The organism is Rhodanobacter lindaniclasticus (assembly GCF_004799035.1).
In the GTDB taxonomy this organism is placed as follows: Bacteria; Pseudomonadota; Gammaproteobacteria; order Xanthomonadales; family Rhodanobacteraceae; genus Rhodanobacter; species Rhodanobacter lindaniclasticus.
In genome coordinates, this window is record NZ_MWIO01000025.1 from 15,530 (window position 1) to 37,938 (window position 22,409).

The 22,409-nt window shown below is 69.4% G+C and carries 22 protein-coding genes; 16 read left to right on the plus strand and 6 right to left on the minus strand.

Annotated features, from left to right (window positions below):
* Positions 1-8: 8 nt before the first annotated feature.
* Positions 9-836 carry a 16S rRNA (cytidine(1402)-2'-O)-methyltransferase gene (gene rsmI, locus B1991_RS08040; RefSeq protein ID WP_136258205.1) on the minus strand — a complete coding sequence of 276 codons (828 nt, stop codon included), beginning with the start codon at positions 834-836 and terminating at the stop codon, positions 9-11.
* A gap of 74 nt (positions 837-910) precedes the next feature.
* On the opposite strand from rsmI, the gene B1991_RS08045 reads away from it, so the two are divergent.
* The 11 genes from B1991_RS08045 (at position 911) to dusB (ending at position 13,221) form a co-directional block, all read left to right on the plus strand.
* A complete protein-coding gene (locus B1991_RS08045) occupies positions 911-2,803 on the plus strand; it encodes a penicillin-binding protein activator (RefSeq protein ID WP_136258206.1) in 1,893 nt (630 codons plus the stop codon).
* Positions 2,803-3,159, plus strand: coding sequence for a YraN family protein (locus B1991_RS08050; protein WP_136258207.1), 357 nt, complete (start codon positions 2,803-2,805; stop codon positions 3,157-3,159). Before B1991_RS08045 ends, B1991_RS08050 begins: the two co-directional genes overlap by 1 nt.
* A 26-nt stretch (positions 3,160-3,185) precedes the next feature.
* A complete protein-coding gene (locus B1991_RS08055; RefSeq protein WP_136258208.1) occupies positions 3,186-4,556 on the plus strand; it encodes an FAD-binding oxidoreductase in 1,371 nt (456 codons plus the stop codon).
* 28 nt (positions 4,557-4,584) lie between these two features.
* Entirely contained in the window at positions 4,585-5,202 is a 618-nt protein-coding gene (locus B1991_RS08060; protein WP_246031100.1) for a uracil-DNA glycosylase family protein, read from the plus strand.
* A gap of 106 nt (positions 5,203-5,308) precedes the next feature.
* Complete coding sequence (locus B1991_RS08065) at positions 5,309-6,589, plus strand: nucleoside permease (protein WP_136258209.1); 1,281 nt, start codon at positions 5,309-5,311, stop codon at positions 6,587-6,589.
* A 75-nt stretch (positions 6,590-6,664) separates the two neighbouring features.
* On the plus strand, positions 6,665-8,788 hold the full coding sequence (locus B1991_RS08070) for a TonB-dependent receptor (protein ID WP_136258210.1): 2,124 nt from the start codon (positions 6,665-6,667) through the stop codon (positions 8,786-8,788).
* Positions 8,770-9,897 (plus strand): PepSY-associated TM helix domain-containing protein, encoded by a 1,128-nt coding sequence (locus B1991_RS08075; RefSeq protein WP_136258211.1) that lies wholly within the window; start codon positions 8,770-8,772, stop codon positions 9,895-9,897. Before B1991_RS08070 ends, B1991_RS08075 begins: the two co-directional genes overlap by 19 nt.
* Before the next feature lie 61 nt (positions 9,898-9,958).
* Positions 9,959-10,579 (plus strand): CDP-alcohol phosphatidyltransferase family protein, encoded by a 621-nt coding sequence (locus tag B1991_RS08080; RefSeq protein ID WP_136258212.1) that lies wholly within the window; start codon positions 9,959-9,961, stop codon positions 10,577-10,579.
* On the plus strand, positions 10,579-11,175 hold the full coding sequence (locus tag B1991_RS08085) for a lysophospholipid acyltransferase family protein (RefSeq protein ID WP_425466663.1): 597 nt from the start codon (positions 10,579-10,581) through the stop codon (positions 11,173-11,175). Before B1991_RS08080 ends, B1991_RS08085 begins: the two co-directional genes overlap by 1 nt.
* Entirely contained in the window at positions 11,172-12,113 is a 942-nt protein-coding gene (locus B1991_RS08090; RefSeq protein ID WP_136258214.1) for a phosphatidate cytidylyltransferase, read from the plus strand. Before B1991_RS08085 ends, B1991_RS08090 begins: the two co-directional genes overlap by 4 nt.
* 121 nt (positions 12,114-12,234) lie before the next feature.
* Positions 12,235-13,221, plus strand: a complete 987-nt coding sequence (gene dusB, locus B1991_RS08095) for a tRNA dihydrouridine synthase DusB (RefSeq protein WP_136258215.1) — start codon at positions 12,235-12,237, stop codon at positions 13,219-13,221.
* 26 nt (positions 13,222-13,247) lie between these two features.
* On the opposite strand, the gene B1991_RS08100 is transcribed toward dusB, so the two are convergent.
* Both B1991_RS08100 and olsF read right to left on the minus strand, forming a co-directional pair.
* On the minus strand, positions 13,248-13,436 hold the full coding sequence (locus B1991_RS08100; protein ID WP_136258216.1) for a hypothetical protein: 189 nt from the start codon (positions 13,434-13,436) through the stop codon (positions 13,248-13,250).
* 232 nt (positions 13,437-13,668) lie between these two features.
* Positions 13,669-15,363: a bifunctional ornithine lipid synthase OlsF gene (gene olsF, locus B1991_RS08105; RefSeq protein WP_136258217.1), complete on the minus strand. Its 1,695-nt coding sequence runs from the start codon at positions 15,361-15,363 to the stop codon at positions 13,669-13,671.
* Between the two features lie 178 nt (positions 15,364-15,541).
* Between olsF and B1991_RS08110 the strand changes: the two genes are divergently transcribed.
* From B1991_RS08110 to B1991_RS08130, 5 genes are all read left to right on the plus strand, one after another.
* Complete coding sequence (locus tag B1991_RS08110) at positions 15,542-16,696, plus strand: transporter substrate-binding domain-containing protein (RefSeq protein WP_168709604.1); 1,155 nt, start codon at positions 15,542-15,544, stop codon at positions 16,694-16,696.
* 164 nt (positions 16,697-16,860) lie between these two features.
* On the plus strand, positions 16,861-18,057 hold the full coding sequence (gene metK, locus B1991_RS08115; RefSeq protein ID WP_136258219.1) for a methionine adenosyltransferase: 1,197 nt from the start codon (positions 16,861-16,863) through the stop codon (positions 18,055-18,057).
* Between the two features lie 114 nt (positions 18,058-18,171).
* Positions 18,172-20,034 (plus strand): ATP-binding cassette domain-containing protein, encoded by a 1,863-nt coding sequence (locus tag B1991_RS08120; RefSeq protein WP_136258220.1) that lies wholly within the window; start codon positions 18,172-18,174, stop codon positions 20,032-20,034.
* 146 nt (positions 20,035-20,180) lie between these two features.
* Positions 20,181-20,810, plus strand: coding sequence for a glutathione S-transferase family protein (locus B1991_RS08125; RefSeq protein ID WP_136258221.1), 630 nt, complete (start codon positions 20,181-20,183; stop codon positions 20,808-20,810).
* Positions 20,811-20,814: 4 nt separating this feature from the next.
* Complete coding sequence (locus tag B1991_RS08130; RefSeq protein WP_136258222.1) at positions 20,815-21,084, plus strand: GIY-YIG nuclease family protein; 270 nt, start codon at positions 20,815-20,817, stop codon at positions 21,082-21,084.
* Positions 21,085-21,147: 63 nt separating this feature from the next.
* Here the strand turns inward: B1991_RS08130 and B1991_RS08135 are convergent, their stop codons facing one another.
* The 3 genes from B1991_RS08135 to B1991_RS08145 are packed head-to-tail and all read right to left on the minus strand — an operon-like array spanning position 21,148 to position 22,401.
* A complete protein-coding gene (locus B1991_RS08135; protein ID WP_136258223.1) occupies positions 21,148-21,468 on the minus strand; it encodes a DUF5056 domain-containing protein in 321 nt (106 codons plus the stop codon).
* Complete coding sequence (locus B1991_RS08140) at positions 21,465-22,037, minus strand: RNA polymerase sigma factor (protein WP_210772105.1); 573 nt, start codon at positions 22,035-22,037, stop codon at positions 21,465-21,467. The genes B1991_RS08135 and B1991_RS08140 overlap by 4 nt, the downstream gene beginning before the upstream one ends.
* A complete protein-coding gene (locus tag B1991_RS08145; protein ID WP_136258224.1) occupies positions 22,030-22,401 on the minus strand; it encodes a DUF6249 domain-containing protein in 372 nt (123 codons plus the stop codon). Before B1991_RS08145 ends, B1991_RS08140 begins: the two co-directional genes overlap by 8 nt.
* Positions 22,402-22,409 lie beyond the last annotated feature (8 nt).

A 22,409-nucleotide genomic window follows, 5' to 3' on the forward strand; every position in this document is an offset into this window, starting at 1 on the left:
ATCCGGCCTCACGATTCATACAACGCTTTGCGCGGTGCGCCGCTGATCGCCGCGGCGAGCTTGGCGGCCCTGGCCGGCGGCAGTTCCTCGCGCAGGATGGCGAAGACGCGCTGGCCCTCGGCAAGCCTGGCGTCGGCTTCCTCGCCACGACCGGCAACCACGATCACATGCTCGCCGCGCTGCTGGTCGGGATCGGCGGCCACACGCGCCGCCAGTTCTGCCAGCGGTTCGTCCAGCACGGTCTCGAACATCTTGGTCAGTTCGCGCGCCAGCACGGCTTCGCGTTCGGCGCCGAACACGTCGCGCATGTCGGCCAGGCTTTCGGCGACGCGGTGCGAGGACTCGTAGAAGATGATCGTGCGCGGCTCGCCGGCCAGTTCCTGCAGTCGGCTGCGGCGTGCGGCAGCCTTCGGCGGCAGGAAACCCTCGAACACGAAACGGTCGCTGGGCAGCCCGGCGACGGACAGCGCGGCGATCGCCGCGCAGGCGCCTGGTACCGGCGCACAGCGGATGCCTGCCGCGCGTGCCGCGCGCACCAGGCGGAAACCCGGATCGGAAATCAATGGCGTGCCGGCGTCGGAAATCAGCGCCACCGACTCGCCGCCCTGCAGCCGCGCCACCAGCGCGTCGACCACCTCGCGCTCGTTGTGGTCATGCAGCGCGACCAGCGGCGTGGCGATGCCGTGGTGGAGCAGCAGCGGGCGACTGTGGCGGGTGTCTTCGGCGGCGATCAAGGCCACTGTGCGCAGTGTCTCGATGGCGCGGGCGGACAGGTCGTCGCGATGCCCGATCGGCGTCGCCACCACCCACAGGCAGCCGGGTTGAACACGAGACATCGGACACTCCATGGGCCGGCGGAACGATCGGCTATCATCGCGCATTGACGACCATGACGACCAAGGGACTTCCCATGCGCTTCATGCGCCTCGCGCGAGTCATCCTCACGACCCTGCTGTTCGCGCTCGTACTGAATGCGTGCGTGCCGACCGGTGCGGTGCGTTCACCGGCGGAAATCGCCGCCGCCCAGCACGCCAGCGCGCTGGCACAGCAAGGCCAGTTCGACCAGGCCGCGCAGGCCTGGCTGCAGCTTGCCACGCAATCGTCCGCGCACGCCGACAGCTATCGCCTGCAGGCGGCCGAGGCGTGGCGCCAGGAAGGCCGGATCGAACAGGCCGCGCCGGTGTTGGGCAAGATCCGGCGCGAGCGGCTGAACGGCGACGAACCGCTGCGCCTGGACCTGCTGCGGGCGGAGCTGGCGCTCGACCAGCACGACGCGCGCACCGCCCTGCGTCTGACCAGCCAGCCGAACGTATCGGTGCCGCCATCGCTGCAGACGCGCCTGCTGGAATTGCGCGCGCGTGCGATGAAGGATTCCGGCGACCTGTGGGGTGCCGCCCGCACCCGCGTGCAGATGGATGCGGAGCTGCAAGGCTTCGACCAGGCACAGAACCGGCGCCAGGCGCTGGACCTGCTCGCCAAGCTTGGCATCGCGCCGCTGCAACACCGCGCCGCGGCGATGAAGCCCGGCGATCACATGCTGCCGTGGATCAGCGAGGCCTTGCGCCAGCTCGGTGTCAGCGTGGCGCAGCCGCAGCCGGAGTTGCAGCAAGCGGTGGGCATGCTGCTGCCCGAAGCCGGCGCCAACGTGCGCGAAGGCTACAAGGTGCCGGCCCAGGTCGCCCTGCTGTTGCCGGCCGACGGCGACTACGCCGCCGCCAGCACGCCGATTCGCCAGGGCTTCTTCGCCGCGTATTTCGATGCGGGTCGCAACCACGCGCCGCGTCCCACGGTGCGCAGCTACAACAGCCACGGCACCGCCGACGGTGCGGTGCAGGCCTACCAGCAGGCCGTGCGCGACGGTGCCCGGCTGGTGATCGGCCCGCTGACTCGCGGTGAAGTCGCGGCGGTGTTCGCGCTGCCGCAACTGCCGGTGCCGGTGCTGGCGCTGAACCATCCGGACGACCGTCAACTGCCCGCCGGCAACGCCAGCGAGTTCGGCCTGCTGCCGGAAACCGAGGGCGCGCAGGTCGCCGACCACATGGCCGAGCGCGGCCTGCTGCGCGCCTACGTGATGATCTCCGGCGACGACTTCGCGCAACGCGCGGCGGACGCCTTCAAGGCGGAACTGGTCTCGCGCGGTGGCGAGGTGATCGCCACGACGGTGCTGCCGACCGGTGCTTCCAGCTTCGCCGACACCATCAAGAACCTGCAATTGCCCACGACCAGCGCCGCGCCAGTCGCGGCGGGTACGGCTGATGCGGCCGCCGAGCCGGCGGGAGCCGGCGATACCGGCATCTTCATCAGCATGCGTCCCAACCAGGCGCGCTTGCTGATGCCGCAACTGCGCATCGCCCAGGTCGGCCTGCCGGTATTCGCCACCTCGCACGTATACGCCGGCGGCGACGACGTGCCATCCAATCGCGACCTCGACGGCGTCGAGTTCTGCGATGCGCCGTGGCTGTTCGATGCGCAGCCCGGCCTGCCCGACCGTGCGGCGATCGCGGCGAAGCTGCCCGCTGCCCGTGACGGCGCCGCGCGCCTGTTCGCCTTCGGCATGGACGCCTGGGGGCTGGTACCCTACCTCGACTGGCTGAAGGCGCATCCGGGCAGCTACATGCCTGGCGCCACCGGACAATTGGCGGCCGATCCATTCGGCCGCATCCGCCGCGTGCTGACCTGGGCGAAGTTCGAGAACGGTGTGGCGCGCCCGCTCAGCGGCAACCTGCAGATCGACACGATGCCGTCGCCGCCGGCCGAACCGGCGCCGGCCAGCTCAAGCGCCGACGGCAACCCCGCCGGCTGATGCGAGCGGCCGGCGACGACTTCGAACAGCGCGCCTGCGTCGCGCTCGAAGGCGCCGGCCTGAAGCTGCTGGCGCGCAACTACACCACCCGCCACGGCGAGCTGGACCTGGTGATGCGCGACGGCGACACCGTCGTGTTTGTCGAAGTGCGCTATCGCAAGAGCGCCAGCCACGGCGACGCCGCCGCCTCGGTCACCGCAGGCAAACAGGCCAAGCTGATCCACGCCGCGCAGCACTGGCTGGCCGCCCACCCGCAGCATGCGCGACGGCCATGCCGCTTCGACGTGGTCAGCTACGACGGCCCGGTCGACGCGCTGCAGCGGCAATGGTTGCGTGGCGCGTTCGAGGCGGGCTGAACCCGGCGCGGTGCGATAATCGCGGCATGGCCCTGCCCGTCCCCCTGCTCGACACCCTGCGTGCGATCTTTCCCGGCGACGCGCTGGACAGCGGCGACGACGCCCTGCGCCTCGCGGCGCGCGACCACTCGCGCCACGCGCATCGGCCTGACGTCGTGGTCTATCCCGCCACGCACGCGCAGGTAGAGTCGCTGGTACGCGCCTGCCGCGAACATCGCGTGCCGCTCACCGCGCGCGGCGGCGGCACCAGTTCCACCGGCGCCTCGGTGCCGCTGGCCGGTGGCGTAGTGGCGAATTTCCAGCGCATGGACCGCATCGTGCGCATCGCGCCGGATGATCGTCTCGCGGTGGTCGAGCCGGGCGTCACCAACGAAGCCCTGCAGCAGGCGCTGGCGCCGCACGGATTCTTCTGGGCACCCGATCCCGGCTCGGCGCCGTGGTGCACCGTGGGCGGCAACCTCGCCTGCAATGCGGGCGGGCCGCGCGCGCTGAAATATGGCGCCACCCGCGACAACGTGCTGGGCCTGCGCGCAGTGGCCGGCACCGGCGAAGGTTTCATCGCCGGTACGCACACCACCAAGGATTCCACCGGCTACGACCTGACGCGCCTGCTCATCGGCTCGGAAGGCACGCTGGCACTCGTCACCGAGGCCACGCTTAAACTGACGCCGCGGCCCGGCGCCGTGCGCTCGCTGCGCGCCACCTATCGCGACACGGCCAGCGCGGCGCAGGCGGTGGCGCGCATCATGGCGCAGCCGGTGACGCCCGCGGCGCTGGAGTTCATGGATGCGCTGGCGCTCAAACTCGCCCGCGATCACGCACCGGATGCCGACGTGCCCGAAGCGGGTGCGCTGCTGCTGATCGAGGTCGACGGCACGACGGAGACCGTGGGCTTTGCCCAGGACGCAGTGGCTCGTGCGGCGCGCGGCGAAGGCCTGCTCGCGCTCGACGTCGCGGCCGACGCCAGCGACAACGCCGCGCTGTGGGCCGCGCGCAAGGCGCTCTCGTTCGCCCAGCGCGCGGTGACCGAGCACAAGATCAACGAGGACGTGGTGGTGCCGGTGACCCGCCTGCCCGAACTGGTCGCCGGCGCACAGGGGCTCGCGGCAAAGCACGCGGTGCCGCTGGTGTGCTTCGGCCACGCCGGCAACGGCAACCTGCACGTGAACCTGCTGCCGCGCGACGTGGAAGAAATCGAGCGTGGCTACGCGATGCTGCCCGAGCTGTTCGCGCTGGTGATCGCGCTGGGCGGCACGCTGTCGGGCGAACACGGCATCGGCGTGGTGAAACGCGACTACCTGCCGCTGGTGCTGGGCGAGTCGACCATCGCACTGATGCGCGCGGTCAAGGCCGCGTTCGATCCGGACGGCATCCTCAACCCCGGCAAGGTGGTTTGAGGGCGGGGAACAGGCAATGGAGAAAAGAATGAAGGTGGACCCGGCGCGACAGTCACAGGCCATGGATGCCTTGCTGGCGGAGATCCGCTGCGGGCATACCTGCGCGATGCAGCAGCCGCCGGGACGACGGCCGGTGCTGCAGGCATCGACGCGCTCGCGGCTGCTGATCGTCAGCCAGGCGCCGGGGCGCAAGGTGGAGGAGAGTGGCATCCCCTTCGACGACGTCAGCGGCGAGCGCCTGCGCGACTGGCTGCGGATCGATCGCGCCACCTTCTACGACGCCGAGCGCGTGGCGATCGTGCCGATGGATTTCTGTTTCCCGGGCAAGGGCAAGAGCGGCGACCTGCCGCCGCGGCCGGCGTGTGCGGCGATCTGGCATCCACGCCTGTTCTCGCTGCTCACCGGCGTGCAACTGACGCTGGCCATCGGGCAGTACGCGCAGGTGGGCATGCTCGGCGACGCGCGCGACGCCACGTTGACCGACACCGTGCGCAACTGGCGCACGCATCTGGCCCGCGGCGTGCTGCCGCTGCCGCACCCGAGCCCGCGCAACCGGCCATGGGTGATGCACCACCCGTGGTTCGAGGCCGAGTTGCTGCCGGTACTGCGCGAGCGCGTGGCCGCGGCGCTGGCCGACAAGGATTGAGCTGCCGCATTGCACCTTGCCGCTTGGCGGCAGCGTCGTCTAACCTGCGCCGCTACGATAGCGTGGTCACGGGGCCGGCCCCGGCCTTGCAGGGGAACCCTCGTCCATGAGCCTCAAGCTCCGCCTCACCGTACTCAATTTTTTCCAGTACTACATCTGGGGCGCGTGGCTGCTGACCATCGGCACCTGGTGGTTCCAGACCCAGCACTGGTCGGGTACCAGCTTCGGCGCGATCTTCTCGACCATGGGCATCGCCTCGCTGTTCATGCCCTCGCTGGTCGGCATCGTGGCCGACAAGTGGATCAACGCCGAGCGCCTGTACGGCATGTTGCAGATCTGCGGCGCGGTGGTGTTGTTCTCGATCCCGCATGTGCGGGGTCCGGAGCAGATGTTCTGGGTGATGCTGCTGAACATGTGCTTCTACATGCCGACCATCTCGCTGGCGATCACGGTGGCCTACAACGCGCTCAAGCAGGATGGCCTGGACGTGGTGAACACCTACCCGCCGATCCGGGTGTGGGGCACGATCGGTTTCATTGCCGCGACCTGGACCACCAGCCTGCTCGGTTTCAAGGCCTCGCCCGCGCAGTTCCACGTGGCCGCGGCCGCCTCGCTGCTGCTGGGCCTGTATGCGTTCACCCTGCCCAAGTGCCCGCCGCGACTGCGCGGCGCGGCAGGCCGCGGCCTCGCCGATCGGCTGGGGCTGACCTCGTTCACGCTGTTCAAGAACCGCAACATGGCGGTGTTCTTCATCTTCGCCATGCTGCTGGGCGCGGCGCTGCAGCTGACCAACGCCTATGGCGACGCCTTCCTCAGCGACTTCGTCAAGGTGCCCGCGTACGCCAACCTGCTGGCGGTGAAGTACTCGACGATCATCATCTCGATCTCGCAGTTCTCCGAAACCGCGTTCATCCTGACCATCCCGTTCTTCCTGAAGCGCTTCGGCATCAAGGCGGTGATGACGATGAGCATGCTGGCCTGGGTGCTGCGCTTCGGCCTGTTCGCGTTCGGCGACCCGGCCGGCGGCCTGTGGATGATCGTGCTCTCGTGCATCATCTACGGCATGGCGTTCGACTTCTTCAACATCTCCGGTTCGCTGTTCGTGGAGAGCCAGGCCGACCCGAAGATCCGCGCCAGCGCGCAGGGCCTGTTCATGCTGATGACCAACGGCGTGGGCGCGGTGCTGGGCAGCCTGATCGCCGGTTTTGCCATCGACCACGTCTTCACCGATCACACCTGCAACGACGCATTGCTGATCTGCAAGGACTGGCGGGACATCTGGCTGGCCTTCGCCGGCTACTCGCTGGTGATGGCGCTGCTGTTCGTGCCGCTGTTCAAGCACCGGCACGACCGCGCCGCCGCGCAACGGGTCGTGCCCACGCACTGAGTGGTCCGCGGGCGTCGGCAATTGTTATTGCGAATCATTTTCATTTAACATGCGCCTCCCTATTCCGGAGGTCCCATGTCCCTTGCCGTTCGCCCACTCGTCCCGTTGCTCGCCCTTGCCCTCGCCGGTACCGCCCAGGCCGCCGACCAGATCTCGGCGGTCACGCTCGAACGCGTCGAGGTTTCCGAAAGCACGCTGCGCATGCCGCAGAGCCAGGGCGCGCTGCCGACCACCATCACGGTGATCACCGCCGAGGACCTGCGCCAGCAGCTGGCGATCAACCCGGACCTCTCCGACGCCATCGGCGCCTTGCTGCCCTCGTTCGCGCCCTCGACACAGAAGCTCAGCTCGCGCGGGCAGACCCTGCGCGGGCGCAACCCGCTGTACATGATCGACGGCGTGCCGCAATCGAGCCCGCTGCGCAACGGCTCGCGCGATGCCTACACGATCGACCCGGCGATGATCGAGCGCATCGAGATCGTCGAGGGATCCAACGCGATGCAGGGCCTGGGCGCCGCCGGCGGCATCATCAACATCATCACCAGGCGCGCGCCGAAACGCGATGGCGTGCGCCAGGAAGTCACCGCCAACGCCAGCGCGCCGACCCGCGGCGGCGACGGCCTGGGCTACGGCGCCTCCTACCTGCTCGCCGCGCGCAGCGGCGCGTTCGAGCTGGTCGCGGGTGCGGCATGGCGCCAGCGCGGCATGTACTCCGACGCGAAGGGGCGGCTGATCGGCGTCGACGGCACCCAGGGCGACCTGATGGATTCGACGAGCACCGACGGCTTCCTCAAGCTCGGCTACGACTTCACCGACACGCGCCACCTGCAGCTCACCGTCAACCGCTTCGACCTCAAGGGCCACGGCGACTACACCGCCGTGCCCGGCGACATGGCCAATGACCTGCCGACCACCTCGGTACGCGGCAAGCAGCCCGGCGACGCGCCGCGCAACCGCGTGCTGACCAGCAGCCTCGACTACCGCGACACCGCGCTGGCCGGCGGCGAACTGCGCGCCCAGCTCTACCACCAGAAGAACCGCGAACTGTTCGGCGGCGGCACGTTCGGCACCTTCCAGGACCCGGACTATGGCCCGGGCCTGCTGTTCGACCAGTCACAGAATGTCTCGACCAAGGACGGCGCCCGCCTGTCGTGGGCACGGCGCGGCCTGCTCGACGACAAGCTCACCGTGCTGGCCGGCGCCGACGGCTACCGCGACACCACCTTCCAGGAACTGACCCACACCGGCCGCCACTGGGTACCCGACAGCACCTACACCGGCTGGGCGCCGTTTCTGCAGGCCGAATACTGGCCGCTGCACACGCTGTCGCTGTCCGGCGGCCTGCGCCGCGAGCACGGCACGCTCGACGTATCCACGTTCCGTACCCTGGCCGCCTACAACGGCGTCACCGTGCAGGGCGGCTCGCCCAGCTTCAGCAAGACGCTGCCGAACCTCGGCGCGGTCTGGTACCTCACCGGCCAGCTCAACCTGTTCGCCAGCTACGCCGAGGGCTACACCCTGCCCGACGTCGGCCGCGTGCTGCGCGCGATCAACCAGCCCGGCCAGAGCGTGGCCGACTTCCTCGACCTGAAACCGGTGGTCTCGGACAACCGCGAGGCAGGCGTGGAGTACCTCGGCGAACGCGCGGGCGCGCGACTGAGCTACTACGTCTCGCGCTCGCGGCTGGGCTCGGTACTGGTGTTCGATGCACCCAACCAGGTCTACAACGTGATGCGCCAGCGCGTGTCCATCAGCGGCTGGGAAGCGCGCGCGAACTGGCAGCCGCTGGACGGCACCCGGCTGGACGCCTCCTTCGCGATCAACCGCGGCCGCTCAGACCGCAACGGCGACGGCCGGATCGACTCGGACCTGGACGGCGCCAACATCGCGCCCAACCGGCTCAACCTGTCGTGGACGCAGCGCTGGAACGACGCCTGGTCGAGCTACCTGCAACTGAGCCACCTGTACAGCCGCGACTTCAGCACGCTGGGGCAGCGCACGGCGCATTTCGACGGCTACGGCACCGCCGACGCCTACGTGAAGTGGCACACCGGCAGCGCCGGCGACTGGACGCTGGGCGTGCAGAACCTCGCCAACAAGCAGTACATCAACTATGTCTCGCAGACCGTCGGCGATGACGACTCGTACTACGCCGGCCGCGGCCGCGTGGTTTCGCTGACATGGCAGCAGGCGTTTTGATCCAGGCCGACGCCACGGTCACGGCCAAGCCCTGGCGCCTGCGGGGGCGGCCGCGCCAGTGGCTGCAGCGACTGCACCTGTGGCTCGGCCTCAGCGTGGGCCTGGCGTATGCGCTGATCGCGCTCAGCGGCAGCGCGCTGGCGTGGCAGAAACCGTGGCTGCGCGCCGCCTACCCGCAACTGGCCGGGCACGCGCTGCCCGATGCGGCGCAGCGCGCGGCGGTGCTGGCGCGCATCACTGAGCAATGGCCGGCGCAAGGCCTGCGTGCGGCCGACCTGCCGCTGGCCGGGCTGCCGGTCTGGCAGCTGTATTTCGCCGACGGTACCCGGCGCTATCTCGATCCGGCCAGCGGCGACCTGCTGCTGACGCGCCCGCCGGACGGTGATGTGCTGGCGTTGCTGTACGACTGGCACCTGCACCTGCTTGCCGGCGAAACCGGCGAGGAAGTGCTGGGCGTGCTGGGTTGGCTGGCGTTGTTCCTGCTGGTATCCGGGCCGCTGCTGTGGTGGCCCGGCCGCCGCAACCTCGGCGCGAGCCTGCGCCCGCATGCGCAGCCACCCACGCGGCGCTGGCTGAGCTGGCATCGCAGCATGGGCGTGCTGACCTGGCCGTTGCTCGTGCTGGTCAGCCTCACCGGCACGCTGATGATCTACGGCACCGGCACCGGCCGATTGCTGCGCGCCGTGTTCGCCGACCCGCCGCCCCCACCGCGGCCGGCAGCCATCGCCTGGCGCAATGCGCCGATCGACTGGGCCGAGGTGCTGGATGCGGCGCAACGCGCCCTGCCCGGCGCCGCCCTGCACCGCGTGGCGCTGCCGCAGGCAGGCAACGGCCAGGTATCGATTCGCGCGCAGGCACGGGGCGAATGGCACCAGGTCGGACGCAGCACGATCTGGCTCGACCCCTGGACCGCCACCGTGCTGGGCCACTACGACGCCACTGCCGACGGCCTCGGCACGCGCATCAACCAGGCGGTCTATCCGCTGCACTCCGCCGGCGTCGGCGGCCGCGCATGGCGGATCGCGGTGACCGCGACCGGCGTGCTGCCGGCATGCTTCCTGGTGACCGGCTTCCTGTTCTGGCGCGCGCGCACGAAACGGCGCGGCTGAGGCCGATACCGGTGGCGGGGCGCCCCGCGCTAGCATGCGCGCTGGACACGGGGGACACGCCATGCAGGACGCCAATCGACGACCCATCGCCGTGCGCGGCAGCGGCTGGGCGCAACGCAGCGCCGCGATGCTGGCGCGCAGCCGGCTGACGCCCAACCAGATCTCCGTGCTCAGCGTGCTGTTCGCGCTGGCCGGCGCCTGGGCGCTGCTGGCCCTGCCCGGCGCGGCCGGTGCACTGCTGTGCGCGCTGGCCATCGGCCTGCGGCTGCTGTGCAACCTGTTCGACGGCATGGTCGCCGTCGAGGGTGGCAAGGGCACGGCGACCGGCGCGCTCTACAACGAGCTGCCCGACCGGCTGACCGATTCGCTGTTCCTGGTGGCGCTGGGCTACGCGACCGCCCTGCCCTGGCTCGGCTGGCTGGCCGCCCTGCTGGCCGCGCTCACCGCCTATATTCGCGTACTGGGCGGCGCGCTGGGCCAGGCGCAGGATTTTCGCGGACCGATGGCCAAGCCGCACCGCATGTGGCTGCTCGGCGTGGCGCTGGTGCTGGCCGCGCTGCTGCCGGCGTGGCGCCAGCCGATCCTGCTCGCCACCGCGGCGCTCATCGCCGCCGGCTCGGCACTGACCTGCGTGACGCGCACCCGCGCGATCGGCGCGCGGCTGAAAGGCGCCGGCGCATGATCACCGCGCGCCTCCTGGTCGGCCTGGTGCGCCTGCTGGTGGGAGCGCACGGCCGCTGGCTGGGCTGCGAACCGAAGCCGGTGCAGCGCATCTACTTCGCCAACCACAGCAGCCACCTGGACACGCTGGCGCTGTGGGCCGCGTTGCCGCCGCTGCTGCGCCAGCGCACGCGCCCGGTCGCCGCGCGCGACTACTGGGGCAAGGGCGGCCTGCGCGGCTTCATCGCCGAGCACGGTTTCCGCGCCGTCTACATCGAGCGCGACCGCGAGCGCCGCGAAGGCGACCCGCTGGAACCGTTGTGCGCGGCGCTGGCCGCAGGCGATTCGCTGATCCTCTTCCCCGAAGGCACGCGCAGCCCCGATCCGCTGCCGCAGCCGTTCAAGGCCGGCCTCTACCACCTGGCCCGGCGCCACCCGCAGGCCGAACTGGTGGCGGTCTACCTGGACACGCTGCACCGCGCGATGCCCAAGGGCAGCCTGCTGCCGGTGCCGCTGACCTGCATGGTGCGCTTCGGCCGCGCACTGCAGCTGGCCGAGGGCGAGGACAAGGAAAGCTTCCTGCAACGCGCCCACGCGGCGGTAGTGGAACTGGCATGAGCCTGCAACAGAAGTTCTGGACCGTGATGGGCGCCGTGCTGGCGCTGCTGCTGGTCGCCAGCCTGGTCGGCTGGGTACTGTCGCTGCGCGCGCGCAGCGACAGCTCGCGCGAGGTCATCGCCAACTTGAACGCACGCATCGGCGCCTGGTGGTGGATGGTGGCGATCCTGTGCGTGTGCTTCCTGCTCGGACGCGTCGCCACGCTGATGCTGTTCGCGCTGGCCTCGTTCTTCGCGCTGCGCGAGTTCCTCACGCTGACGCCGGCCCGCCGCGGCGACCACCTGCCGCTGGTGCTGTGCTTCTACCTCGCCATCCCGCTGCAGTACTGGCTGATCGGCATCGACTGGTACGGGCTGTTCGCGATCTGCATCCCGGTCTACGGCTTCCTGCTGCTGCCGGCGGTCACCGCGCTGGGCGGCGACACCGAATCGTTCCTGGAGCGCACCACCAAGATCCAGTGGGGCCTGATGCTCACCGTCTACTGCATCAGCTACGCGCCGGCGCTGTTGCTGCTGCACGTGCCGGGTTACGAGGGGCAGAACCTGTTGCTGCTGCTGTACCTGCTGCTGGTGGTGCAGATCAGCGACGTGCTGCAGTACGTGTTCGGCAAGCTGTTCGGGCGGCACCAGCTGGCACCGTCGGTGAGCCCGTCCAAGACGGTCGAGGGGCTGGTCGGCGGCGGGCTGTCGGCCGTGGCGGTGGGCGCGGGCCTGTGGTGGATCACGCCGTTCTCGTTGTGGGGTTCGGCCGGGATGTCGCTGCTGATCGTGGTGGCCGGCTTCCTCGGCGGGCTGGCGCTGTCGGCGGTCAAGCGCAGCCTGGGCGCCAAGGACTGGGGCCAGCTGATCGATGGCCACGGCGGCATGCTGGACCGGCTCGACTCGGTCAGCTTCGCCGCGCCGGTGTTCTTCCACGTGGTGCGTTACGCGTTGATGTGACGCCTCCATTTTTGCAGGAGCCCACTGGTGGGTGATGCCTTTCTTCGGAACCCGGAGCAAGAGCATCGCCCACCAGTGGGCTCCTGCGGGAGCCGGCCGCCCGTGACGGTACAATGCGCGGATGCAGATCGGCCCCTACCTCATCGACCCGCCGGTGGTGCTCGCACCGATGGCGGGCGTCACCGACAAGCCGTTCCGCCTGCTGTGCAAGCAGCTGGGCGCGGGGCTGGCCGTGTCGGAGATGACCAACGCCGACCCGAAGCTTTGGCATACGCGCAAGTCGCTGCGCCGGATGGATCACGCCGGCGAGCCGGAGCCGGTCAGCGTGCAGATCGCCGGCTACGACCCGGCGATGCTGGCCGAGGCGGCACGCTTCAACGTCGCCAACGGCGCGCAGCTGATCGACATCAACATGGGCTGCCCGGCGAAGAAGGTGTGCAACGTGTGGTCGGGTTCGGCGCTGCTGCAGGACGAGCCGCTGGTGGCGCGCATCGTGAAGGCGGTGGTCGACGCGGTGGAGGTGCCGGTGACGCTGAAGATCCGCACCGGCTGGAACCGCGACAACCGCAACGCACTCAATATCGCCCGCATCGCCGAGGATGCCGGTATCGCCGCGCTGGCCGTGCACGGCCGTACCCGCGCCGACAAGTACGAAGGCGAGGCCGAGTACGAAACCATCGCCGCGGTGAAGGCCGCGGTGCGTATCCCGGTGCTGGCCAACGGCGACGTGTGCACGCCGCAGCAGGCGAAGCAGGTGCTCGACACCACCGGCGCCGACGCGGTGATGATCGGCCGCGGCGCGCAGGGTCGACCGTGGATCTTCCGCGAGATCGCCCACTATCTGGCCAGCGGCGAGCTGCTGCCCGAACCGGAACCGGCCGAGGTCGCCGCGATCCTGCTCGGCCACCTCGAACACCTGTACGCGTTCTACGGCGAGCAGGCCGGCGTGCGCATCGCGCGCAAGCACCTGGGCTGGTACGCGAAGGACCGCGCCGAGAACGCCGCGTTCCGCCAGGTGGTCAACCGCGCCGAAAGCGCCGGCGAACAGCTGCGACTTACCCGCGATTACTTCACCGCGCTGGCGAACGGCCTGGCCATGGCGGCCTGAGCCCGGGCCGGCTCGCGCGTCTTTTTTCAGGCGGCTTCCAGCCGATGCGGCATCAGCGCCGCCAGGCGCAACCGCGGCGGCAATTCGGCCCGTACCGCACCGCGATGGCCGAGCAGGCGCAGCGCGCCGTCCGCGTCCTCCGTCAGCACGGAGAGGCTCTCCACCCCGTCGCCATCGCTCGCGCAGACCAGGCCGTCGTGCTGGATCAGCGCCACGCGACGGATGCCCGCAGAGGATGCCGTCGAGCCGGCGCCGCGCGAGATTCAGCCACCGCTTGCAGCTCGGCAGGCGGTAGTCGATCCAGTCGCCCAAGGGCTCCCGCTGGCCACCGCACTGGTTGATGTTGTCGTAGTCGTCGCGGTGGCTCACCGGCAGGCGGCCGTCCGCGGTGACATGCACCATGCGCCGGCGCACCCGCAGGCCGGGCACCAGTGGGCGCCGTGCGTTTCACGCCGCCGCCTGCTCGCGCTGCAGGTAGCGCTGGCGCTTGCGTGGGCGCAGCTGCTCCAGGTCCACCTCGATCAGGCCATCGATGGAACCGCTGAAATCCGGATCCACGCCGAAGGCGAGGAAGCGCGCGCCGCCGGGTTCGCACAGTTCGGTGTACTGCTTGTACAGCGTCGGCACCGAGGTGCCGAGGCGGGCCAGCGTGGCCTTCATCGCATCGAACGCGGCGGCGATGTCGAGGCCGTCGAAGGTCGGCGCCGGCGCCTCGAAGGCGAACGGCCGGCGCGCGCTGGCCAGTGCCAGTTCGCTGCCGTAGAAGCGCTGGTAGTAGCCGACCAACTGTTCGCTGGCATGCCGCGGCAACGCCGCGCTGATGGACACCGCGCCGTAGAGGTAGCGCACGCCCGGATGGCGCTGCAGGTAGGCGCCGATGCCCTGCCACAGGTAATCGAGGCTGCGGCTGCCCCAGTAGTCCGGCACCACGAAGCTGCGACCCAGTTCCATCCCCGCCGCCAGCCGCGGCACGGCCGCGTCGGCGTAGCGAAACAGCGAGGCGGTGTACAGGCCGGCGCAGGCCAGCGCCTCGGCGCCGCGCATCACGCGGTAGGCGCCGGCGATGCGGCCGGCCTGCGCGTCCCACACCAGGATGTGGTCGTAGCTGGCATCGTAGCGGTCGAGGTCGCGGCTGCAGCCGGTGCCCTCGCCGACCTGGCGGAAGGTCAACTCGCGCAGGCGGCCGATCTCCTGCAGCAGCGGCGAACCGCCGGCATCACGCGCCAGGCGGATCTGCTTGCCATCACTGGTGGCGCCGAGCAGCTCGGTGGCCTCGACGGCGCGCCGCAGTTCGCGCGCATCGATGGCAGGCGCCAGCGGCAACGGGCCTACCGGTGCGGACGCTCCGGCGCGGCCGGCGCCATCCAGCGCATGGCGGACGCGCCGCACGGCCGCGCGCTCGCCTTCACTCTCGCCGACCGTCAGCAATTCGCCCACGTGCAGGCGCAGCGGGCGGCGGTGGCGAATGAACATCTCGCGCGCCAGCAGCGCGGCCGATGCCGGCCGGCACAGCGCCGAGACGCCGTAGAACAGCGCGGAATTTCGCGCCTCGATACGCACCGGCAACACGGGTGCCGACGCGCGCCGCGCAAAACGCAGGAAGCCGGCACGCCAGCGCCCGTCGCGCACGCCGCGCAGGCCCAGCCGCGACACTTCGCCGGCGGGAAACACGATCACGCATTCACCCCGGCGCAAGGCACGCTCGACCCGGCGCAGCTCGACCACGCTGGCGCCGCCGCCGAACACGCGCACCGGCAGCAACAGTTCCGCCAGCGGTTCCACCAGCGCCAGCACCTCGTTGGCAACCACCCGCACGTCGCGCCGCACGCGTCCCACCATGTCCAGCAGGGCCAGCGCATCGAGTGCGCCACAGGGATGATTGGCGACCACCAGCAGCGGACCTTGCGCGGGTATGCGCATCTGCGCGGCGGCGTCGACCTCGTGGCGCGGATCCAGTTCGCGCAAGGCGGCCTCGATGAAAGCCAGCCCGCGCAGGTGCGCATGCCCGGCATGGAACGCGTCGACCCGGTCGAGACCCGACCAGCGCACCCACCGCTGCAGCAAGGTTGCCGCGAAACGCCCGCGCCGGCCAAGGAACCAGTGCGGATAGCGCTGCCGCAGACGCTGCTCGATGGTTTGCATGTCGCGACCCTCGCGTTGGCCTGTCGCCAGCTTGCGGAGCTTCCGCGGCACCACGATTGCCCGGGTGCGACAACGGCATGACAGCCGCCGCGTCGAACCACTCCGTCACGACACGCAGGCCATGCCTGCGTTAGGCTCGGGATTGCCGTGCCCGCATCCGGACGTCCGAGGAGTACCGATGAGAAAGCGCCTGTGGCCGCTGTGCCTGCTCTCCCTGCTGGCGCTGATGCCCGCCAGCGGAGTCCACGCCGCCGGTCAGACCGCCAAGGTCTACCCGATCGCCGCCGGCACCGCCGCAACGGTGACGCCGGCGACCGAGCTCAAGCGCGCGAACCAGCCGCTGCTTGTCGGGGTGAAAGTGGCGCCGCCGTTCGTGATCGAGGATCACGGCCACTACAGCGGTCTGGCGATCGACCTGTGGCAGGAGATCGCCGCCGACCACGGCTGGAAATACGTCTACCAGCCCTATGATCTGGACGGCCTGCTGCAGGCCGTCAGCGACAGCAAGGTGGATGTGGCGCTGGGCGCGATCACCGCCACCGCCGCGCGCGAGCAGCGCATGGATTTCGCCCACCCGCTCACCAGCTCCGGCCTGGCCGTGGCGGTGCGCGGCGGGCAGACCGCCGGTTGGCTGGCGGTGGCGCAGGCACTGGTGTCGCCGGCCTTCCTCAAGGTGATCGGCTCGCTGGCGCTGCTGTTGCTGGTGGTCGGCTTCCTGGTCTGGCTGCTCGAACACAAGCGCAACCCGGAGCAATTCGGCGGCAGCCGCAGCCAGGGCATTTTCTCCGGCTTCTGGTGGGCGATGGTGACCATGACCACGGTCGGCTACGGCGACGCCGCGCCGCGCACGGTCGGCGGACGCATCATCGGCCTGGTGTGGATGCTGGCCGCGCTGCTCATCGTGTCGTTCTTCACCGCGGCGATCACCAGCGCGCTGACTGTCGGTCAGCTCAGCGAGCGCATCCGCAGCGCCACCGACCTGGGCGGCATGCGCATCGCCAGCGTGCCGGACAGCACCAGCGCCGCCTGGCTCGACCGACAGCAGCTCTCCTACGCCAGGGCCCGCGACGTCGATGCCGCGCTGGTCGAGCTGGCTGCCGGTCGCGTCGATGCGGTGGTCTACGACGAGCCGCTGCTGCGCTGGGACATCCGCTGGCACTATCGCGGCCAGCTGGAGGTGTTGCCCCTGCTGCTGGAACGACAGGACTATGCTTTCGCCCTGCCCACCGGCAGCCGGCTGCGCGAACCGATCGACACCTCGCTGCTGCAGAGGATCAACGCGCCGGACTGGCCGCAGCGGCTGGACAAGGCTTTCGGCGCGACCGGCCAATGAACGGCCCGACGCGCGACGCCCGCCCGTTCGGCCGTCCAGACGGCTGAACGAGTACCTACCCCCGCCGCGGGCTCCCGGGCGGGGAAGCTGCAAAGTCGAAGTGGTCGATGTATCATGCCCGACCTCTTTTATCTTTCTATCCGTACAAAGGGATATAAACCGCGATGTCCAACTACCTGTTCACCTCCGAATCGGTCTCCGAAGGCCATCCGGACAAGGTCGCCGACCAGATCTCCGACGCCGTGCTCGACGCGATCATCGCCCAGGACCCGCGCGCCCGCGTGGCCTGCGAAACCATGGTCAAGACCGGCGTGGCGATCGTCGCCGGCGAAATCACCACCAGCGCCTGGATCGATCTCGAGGCGATCACCCGCAAGGTGATCCTGGACATCGGCTACAACTCGTCCGACGTCGGTTTCGACGGCGCCACCTGCGGCGTGCTGAACCTGATCGGCAAGCAGTCGCCCGACATCAACCAGGGCGTGGACCGCAAGAAGCCGGAAGACCAGGGCGCGGGCGACCAGGGCCTGATGTTCGGCTACGCCACCAACGAGACCAAGACCTTCATGCCGGCGGCGATCCATTTCTCGCATCGCCTGGTCGAGCAGCAGGCCAAGGTGCGCAAGCAGAAGAACTCGCCACTGCCGTGGCTGCGCCCGGACGCGAAGAGCCAGGTCACCCTGCGCTACGAGAACGGCAAGGCCGTGGCGATCGACGCGGTAGTACTGTCGACCCAGCACGATCCGGGCGTCAAGCAGAAGGACCTGATCGAGGCCGTGCGCGAGACCATCCTCAAGCCGGTGCTGCCCGCCAAGTGGCTGCACAAGGGCACCAAGTTCCACATCAACCCGACCGGCAAGTTCGAGATCGGCGGCCCGGTGGGCGACTGCGGCCTGACCGGCCGCAAGATCATCGTGGACACCTACGGCGGCTGGGCCCGCCATGGCGGCGGCGCGTTCTCGGGCAAGGATCCGTCCAAGGTCGATCGTTCGGCCGCCTACGCCGCGCGCTACGTGGCCAAGAACATCGTGGCTGCCGGCATCGCCGACCGCTGCGAGGTGCAGGTCAGCTACGCAATCGGCGTGGCGCACCCGACCTCGATCTCGGTCACCACCTTCGGCACCGGCAGGATCAGCGACGACAAGATCGAGAAGCTGATCCGCAAGCACTTCGACCTGCGCCCGTACGGCATTTTGCAGATGCTCGACCTGATCCACCCGATGTACCAGCAGACCGCCAGCTACGGCCACTTCGGCCGCACCCCGGTGCAGCTGAAGGACGCCAGCGGCAAGGCCTTCACCGCGTTCTCGTGGGAGAAGACCGACCGCGCCGAGGCGCTGCGCAAGGATGCGAAGCTGTAAGGGAAGGCAATGGCGCGCGAACACCGCGCAGCCGACGAAACGGGCCGCCTCGCGCGGCCCGTTTCTTTTGGATGACCACGCGGACCACGGCATTGCTGCCGCTACAATGGGCGGATGTCCCTGATCCAACTGCAACGCGTCGACTTCAGCATCGGCGGCCCGCTCCTGCTCGAACATGTCGATCTCTCGATCGAGGCGAACGAGCGGGTCTGCATCGTCGGTCGCAACGGCGAAGGCAAATCCACCCTGATGAAGCTGATCGCCGGCGAGCTGCACGCCGACGACGGCGAGGTGCGCATCCAGAACGGCGTGGTGGTCGCGCGGATGGCGCAGGAAGTGCCGCAAGGCACCGAAGGCAGCGTGTTCGACGTGGTCGCCGAGGGACTGGGTGATCTCGGCCACCTGCTGGCGCGCTACCACCACCTGCTGGCCGAGGGCGACTTCGACGCGCTGGGCGACGTGCAGCACCAGATCGAGGCGCAGCACGGCTGGGACCTGGACCGCCGCGTGGGCGACGTGCTGACCCAGCTGGAACTGCCCGGCGAGACCGACTTCGCCGCGCTGTCCGGCGGCATGAAGCGGCGCGTGCTGCTGGCCCAGGCGCTGGTGCGCAAGCCGGACGTGCTGCTGCTGGACGAGCCGACCAACCACCTCGACATCGAGGCGATCGGCTGGCTGGAAAGCTTCCTCAAGCAGTTCTCGGGCAGCATCGTGTTCGTCACCCACGACCGCAGCTTCCTGCGCGCGCTGGCCACGCGTATCGTCGAGATCGATCGCGGTGCGCTCACCGACTGGCCCGGCGACTACGACAACTACCTGCGCCGGCGCGAGGAACGCCTGCACGCCGAAGCACAGGCGAACGCGCTGTTCGACAAGAAGCTGGCGCAGGAGGAAGTGTGGATCCGCCAGGGCATCAAGGCCCGGCGCACCCGCAACGAGGGTCGCGTGCGCGCGCTGAAGGCGCTGCGCGTGGAACGCGCGCAACGGCGCGAACTGGGCGGCAACGTGAAGATGACCGCGGCCAACGCACAGGCCTCCGGCAAGAAGGTGATCGAGCTCAAGCACGTGCACCAGGCCTACGACGGCCGCGTGCTGATCGACGACCTCACCACCACCGTGATGCGCGGCGACCGCATCGGCATCATCGGCCCGAATGGCGCCGGCAAGAGCACGCTCCTGAAGATCATGCTGGGCGAGCTCAAGCCGCAGCGCGGCAGCGCGGAGCTGGGCACCGGCATCCAGGTCGCCTACTTCGACCAGCACCGGCTGCAGCTCAACGACCAGCTCAACGCGCTGGACAACGTGGCCGAGGGCCGCGAATACATCGAGCTCAACGGATCGCGCAAGCACATCATCGGCTACCTGCAGGATTTCCTGTTCTCGCCCGAGCGGGCGCGCGCGCCGATCACCCGCCTGTCCGGCGGCGAACGCAACCGCCTGCTGCTGGCCAAGCTGTTCGCCCAGCCGTCCAACCTGCTGGTGATGGACGAACCGACCAACGACCTCGACGTCGAGACGCTGGAACTGCTGGAAGAACTGCTGACCGACTACCAGGGCACCCTGCTGCTGGTCTCGCACGACCGCGCCTTCCTCGACAACGTGGTCTCCAGCACCCTGGTGCTGGAAGGCGAAGGCCGCATCGGCGAATACGTGGGCGGCTACAGCGACTGGCTGCGCCAGCGGCCGGCGCCGCGCAGCACGGCCACCGCCGGCAAGCCTGTCGCGCCGTCACCGGCACCGGCCGCGGCGGCCGCGCCGAAGCGCAAGCGCAGCTTCAAGGAGCAGCACGAACTGGAACAGTTGCCGAAGCGCATCGAGCAACTGGAAGGCGACATCGCTGCACGCACCGCCGCGATGAACGAACCGGCCTTCTTCCAGCAGGACAGCGCCGCCATCGTCAAGGCAAACGAGGCGCTGGTGGCGCTGCAGGCGGAGCTGGATGCGGCGTATGCGCGCTGGTCGGAGCTGGACGGCTGAGAAGAGGAGCGAGTGGAGTGGAGTGGCAGGGGGAGAGCGCCAAAGCGGGCGCACTCCTGCCTTCTCTCACTTCTCGCTCATCTCCTCCCACTCCTGCTGCAACGCCCAGGCGTATCATTCGTGGATCCCCTCACGGACAACCACGCATGTACACGCTCTACTACGCCCCCGGCTCGGCCAACCTGCTGGTGCACCTGGCCTTGCTGGAAATCGGCGCGCCGCACGAACTCCAGCGCGTCGATCTCGACAAGGGCGAACAGCGCAGCGCCGCGTACCTGGCGATCAACCCGAACGGCGTGGTGCCGACCCTGGTGGTCGACGGTGTACCGCACAGCGAAGCCGCGGCGCTGGCGATGCTGCTGACCGAACGCCATCCCGACGCCGCGCTGGCCCCGGCGCCGGGCAGTACCGGACGCGCCGACTACCTGCAGTGGATGCTGTACCTTGCCAACAACCTGCAGCCGCTGTTCCGCCAGTGGTTCTACCCCGGCGACCACCTGCCCGAGGGCGCCGACACGGTCAAGCAGGCCGCGCGCGCCGGCATCGAGAAGTGCTGGTCGAAGATCGACGCACACCTCGCCGCGCACGGCCCGTACATGCTCGGCGCGGACTTCAGCCTGGTCGACCTGTACGCGCTGATGCTGATGCGCTGGTCGCGCAACATGCCTAAGCCCGCCACCGAATGGCCGCAGCTGGCGGCACTGGCCACGCGTCTGAAGGCGCGACCGTCGTGGAAGCAGGTGTGCGCGGCCGAGGGCCTGGTCGAGTGGGCTTGAGCCCATGAGCGACGGCGCCTGGGCCGTCTACCTGCTCGAATGCGCCGACGGCCGCGTCTACACGGGCATCGCCCGCGACCCAGCGCAGCGCTACGCGAAGCACCTCGCCGGCAAAGGCGCGCGCTTCACCCGCGCCAACCCGCCGAAGCAACTGCTGGGTTGGGTATGGGTCGCCAACCACGGCGACGCGCTGCGACTGGAAATGGCGTGGAAGAAGCTGCCGCGCGCCCAACGCATCGCCGCCCTGCACGCCCACCCCGCCACCAACCCGTAGGAGCCCACTGGCGGGCGATGCTTTTGGCTCTTGCGAATCCTGAATCCCAAATCCCGAAGCGATTCAGCGGCCATCGGCTTCCGTCATGGCCCACCATGCCGCCGTCAGCGACATGCCTGCCACGGTCAGCAGCAAGGTGATCGCGGGTACTGACAGCTCGCCATCCACCCAGTCCTGCCAGCCGGCGAAGAGCCATGGCGAGAACTGCAGGCTGAACCAGCTCGCCCCCGCACCTGCCAGGACGCCTGTCCACAGCGGCCAGGCGGTACGACGACGTGATGGCAATTGCTGCATCACGCGCCCGGAAAATCCGTCGTCAGCTACCGGGCCATCGAACTGCCGGCGCAACAGCGCCTCGATCGCTTCGTCATGCGACGCATTCATGATGTTCGCTCCTCGTCGGGAACCGGACGCCAGGCGGCCAGCCAATTCTTCAGTTTTGCCTTGCCACGGGTTGCATGGGTTTTCACCGTACCGAGCGGCATTCCCAGCACGTAGGCCGCCTCGTCATGACTCAGGCCCAGCTGCACGCAGTGCAGCAGTACCGCCTGCTCTGCGGTGGACAGGCGTTGCATGGCCCGCTCGAGATCCAGCTGCAGATCGATCGAGCGCGACATCGCCGGCAGCCGATCGACCTCGCCATCGTCCGCGTCGCCGGCAACCACGGACTTGCGGCATGCCTGCAGGAAACAGGAATAAGCGATGCGGTACAGCCACGTGGAGAAACGCGCGTCGCCGCGAAATTGGTCCAGCTTCCGCCAGGCCAGCAGGAAAGCCTCTTGCGCCAGGTCGTCGGCCATCGCCTCGTCTCCGCGCAGCAGCCGCCGCAACTGGGCGCGCACCATGCCCTGGTGACGGCGCAGCAGCTGCTCGAACGCGCGGCTGTCGTTGCCCAGCAGCGCCCGGGCCACCAACGCCCGGTCGATGCGAGCCTCCGCGGCGCTGTCAGCCACGCACTTCCCCACCCCGGTTCAGCCACCAGCTGGCGAGATAGCCCAGGCCCGTCATCAGCGGCAACAGGCCCAGTCCCCACAGGCTGGCGATGCTGTGACCGTTGTCGAGCTGGCCCGGCAAGGCCAGCAGCATCGCCATCCAGCCCAGACCCCCACTGATCAGCACCAGAGCGCGGCGTCGTTCGCAGTAAGCCACGTGGGGTTCCACCAGCAACTGCGGCGGCAGGTCCACACCCTTGTCGGCCAGCTGGAGCAGCATCCGGTAGCGCGCCTGCGTCTGCCGGTAGCGGTACCGCAGCATGATCAGGACGATCAAAACCGGCGCCAGCGTGAGCACGAGGGGAATGAAGACAAAGGGTTCCATGGTCGGAC

Bases quoted from the DNA above. Each gene is read 5' to 3' on its own strand.
- B1991_RS08045 (WP_136258206.1), top strand. From the start codon at position 911: ATGCGCTTCATGCGCCTCGCGCGAGTCATCCTCACGACCCTGCTGTTC.
- B1991_RS08110 (WP_168709604.1), top strand. From the start codon at position 15,542: ATGAGAAAGCGCCTGTGGCCGCTGTGCCTGCTCTCCCTGCTGGCGCTG.
- rsmI (WP_136258205.1), bottom strand. From the start codon at position 836: ATGTCTCGTGTTCAACCCGGCTGCCTGTGGGTGGTGGCGACGCCGATC.
- B1991_RS08125 (WP_136258221.1), top strand. From the start codon at position 20,181: ATGTACACGCTCTACTACGCCCCCGGCTCGGCCAACCTGCTGGTGCAC.
- B1991_RS08090 (WP_136258214.1), top strand. From the start codon at position 11,172: ATGAGCCTGCAACAGAAGTTCTGGACCGTGATGGGCGCCGTGCTGGCG.
- olsF (WP_136258217.1), bottom strand. From the start codon at position 15,363: ATGCAAACCATCGAGCAGCGTCTGCGGCAGCGCTATCCGCACTGGTTC.
- B1991_RS08080 (WP_136258212.1), top strand. From the start codon at position 9,959: ATGCAGGACGCCAATCGACGACCCATCGCCGTGCGCGGCAGCGGCTGG.
- B1991_RS08050 (WP_136258207.1), top strand. From the start codon at position 2,803: ATGCGAGCGGCCGGCGACGACTTCGAACAGCGCGCCTGCGTCGCGCTC.
- B1991_RS08135 (WP_136258223.1), bottom strand. From the start codon at position 21,468: ATGAATGCGTCGCATGACGAAGCGATCGAGGCGCTGTTGCGCCGGCAG.
- B1991_RS08055 (WP_136258208.1), top strand. From the start codon at position 3,186: ATGGCCCTGCCCGTCCCCCTGCTCGACACCCTGCGTGCGATCTTTCCC.
- dusB (WP_136258215.1), top strand. From the start codon at position 12,235: ATGCAGATCGGCCCCTACCTCATCGACCCGCCGGTGGTGCTCGCACCG.
- B1991_RS08075 (WP_136258211.1), top strand. From the start codon at position 8,770: ATGGCAGCAGGCGTTTTGATCCAGGCCGACGCCACGGTCACGGCCAAG.
- B1991_RS08130 (WP_136258222.1), top strand. From the start codon at position 20,815: ATGAGCGACGGCGCCTGGGCCGTCTACCTGCTCGAATGCGCCGACGGC.
- B1991_RS08060 (WP_246031100.1), top strand. From the start codon at position 4,585: ATGAAGGTGGACCCGGCGCGACAGTCACAGGCCATGGATGCCTTGCTG.
- metK (WP_136258219.1), top strand. From the start codon at position 16,861: ATGTCCAACTACCTGTTCACCTCCGAATCGGTCTCCGAAGGCCATCCG.
- B1991_RS08070 (WP_136258210.1), top strand. From the start codon at position 6,665: ATGTCCCTTGCCGTTCGCCCACTCGTCCCGTTGCTCGCCCTTGCCCTC.
- B1991_RS08120 (WP_136258220.1), top strand. From the start codon at position 18,172: ATGTCCCTGATCCAACTGCAACGCGTCGACTTCAGCATCGGCGGCCCG.
- B1991_RS08065 (WP_136258209.1), top strand. From the start codon at position 5,309: ATGAGCCTCAAGCTCCGCCTCACCGTACTCAATTTTTTCCAGTACTAC.
- B1991_RS08145 (WP_136258224.1), bottom strand. From the start codon at position 22,401: ATGGAACCCTTTGTCTTCATTCCCCTCGTGCTCACGCTGGCGCCGGTT.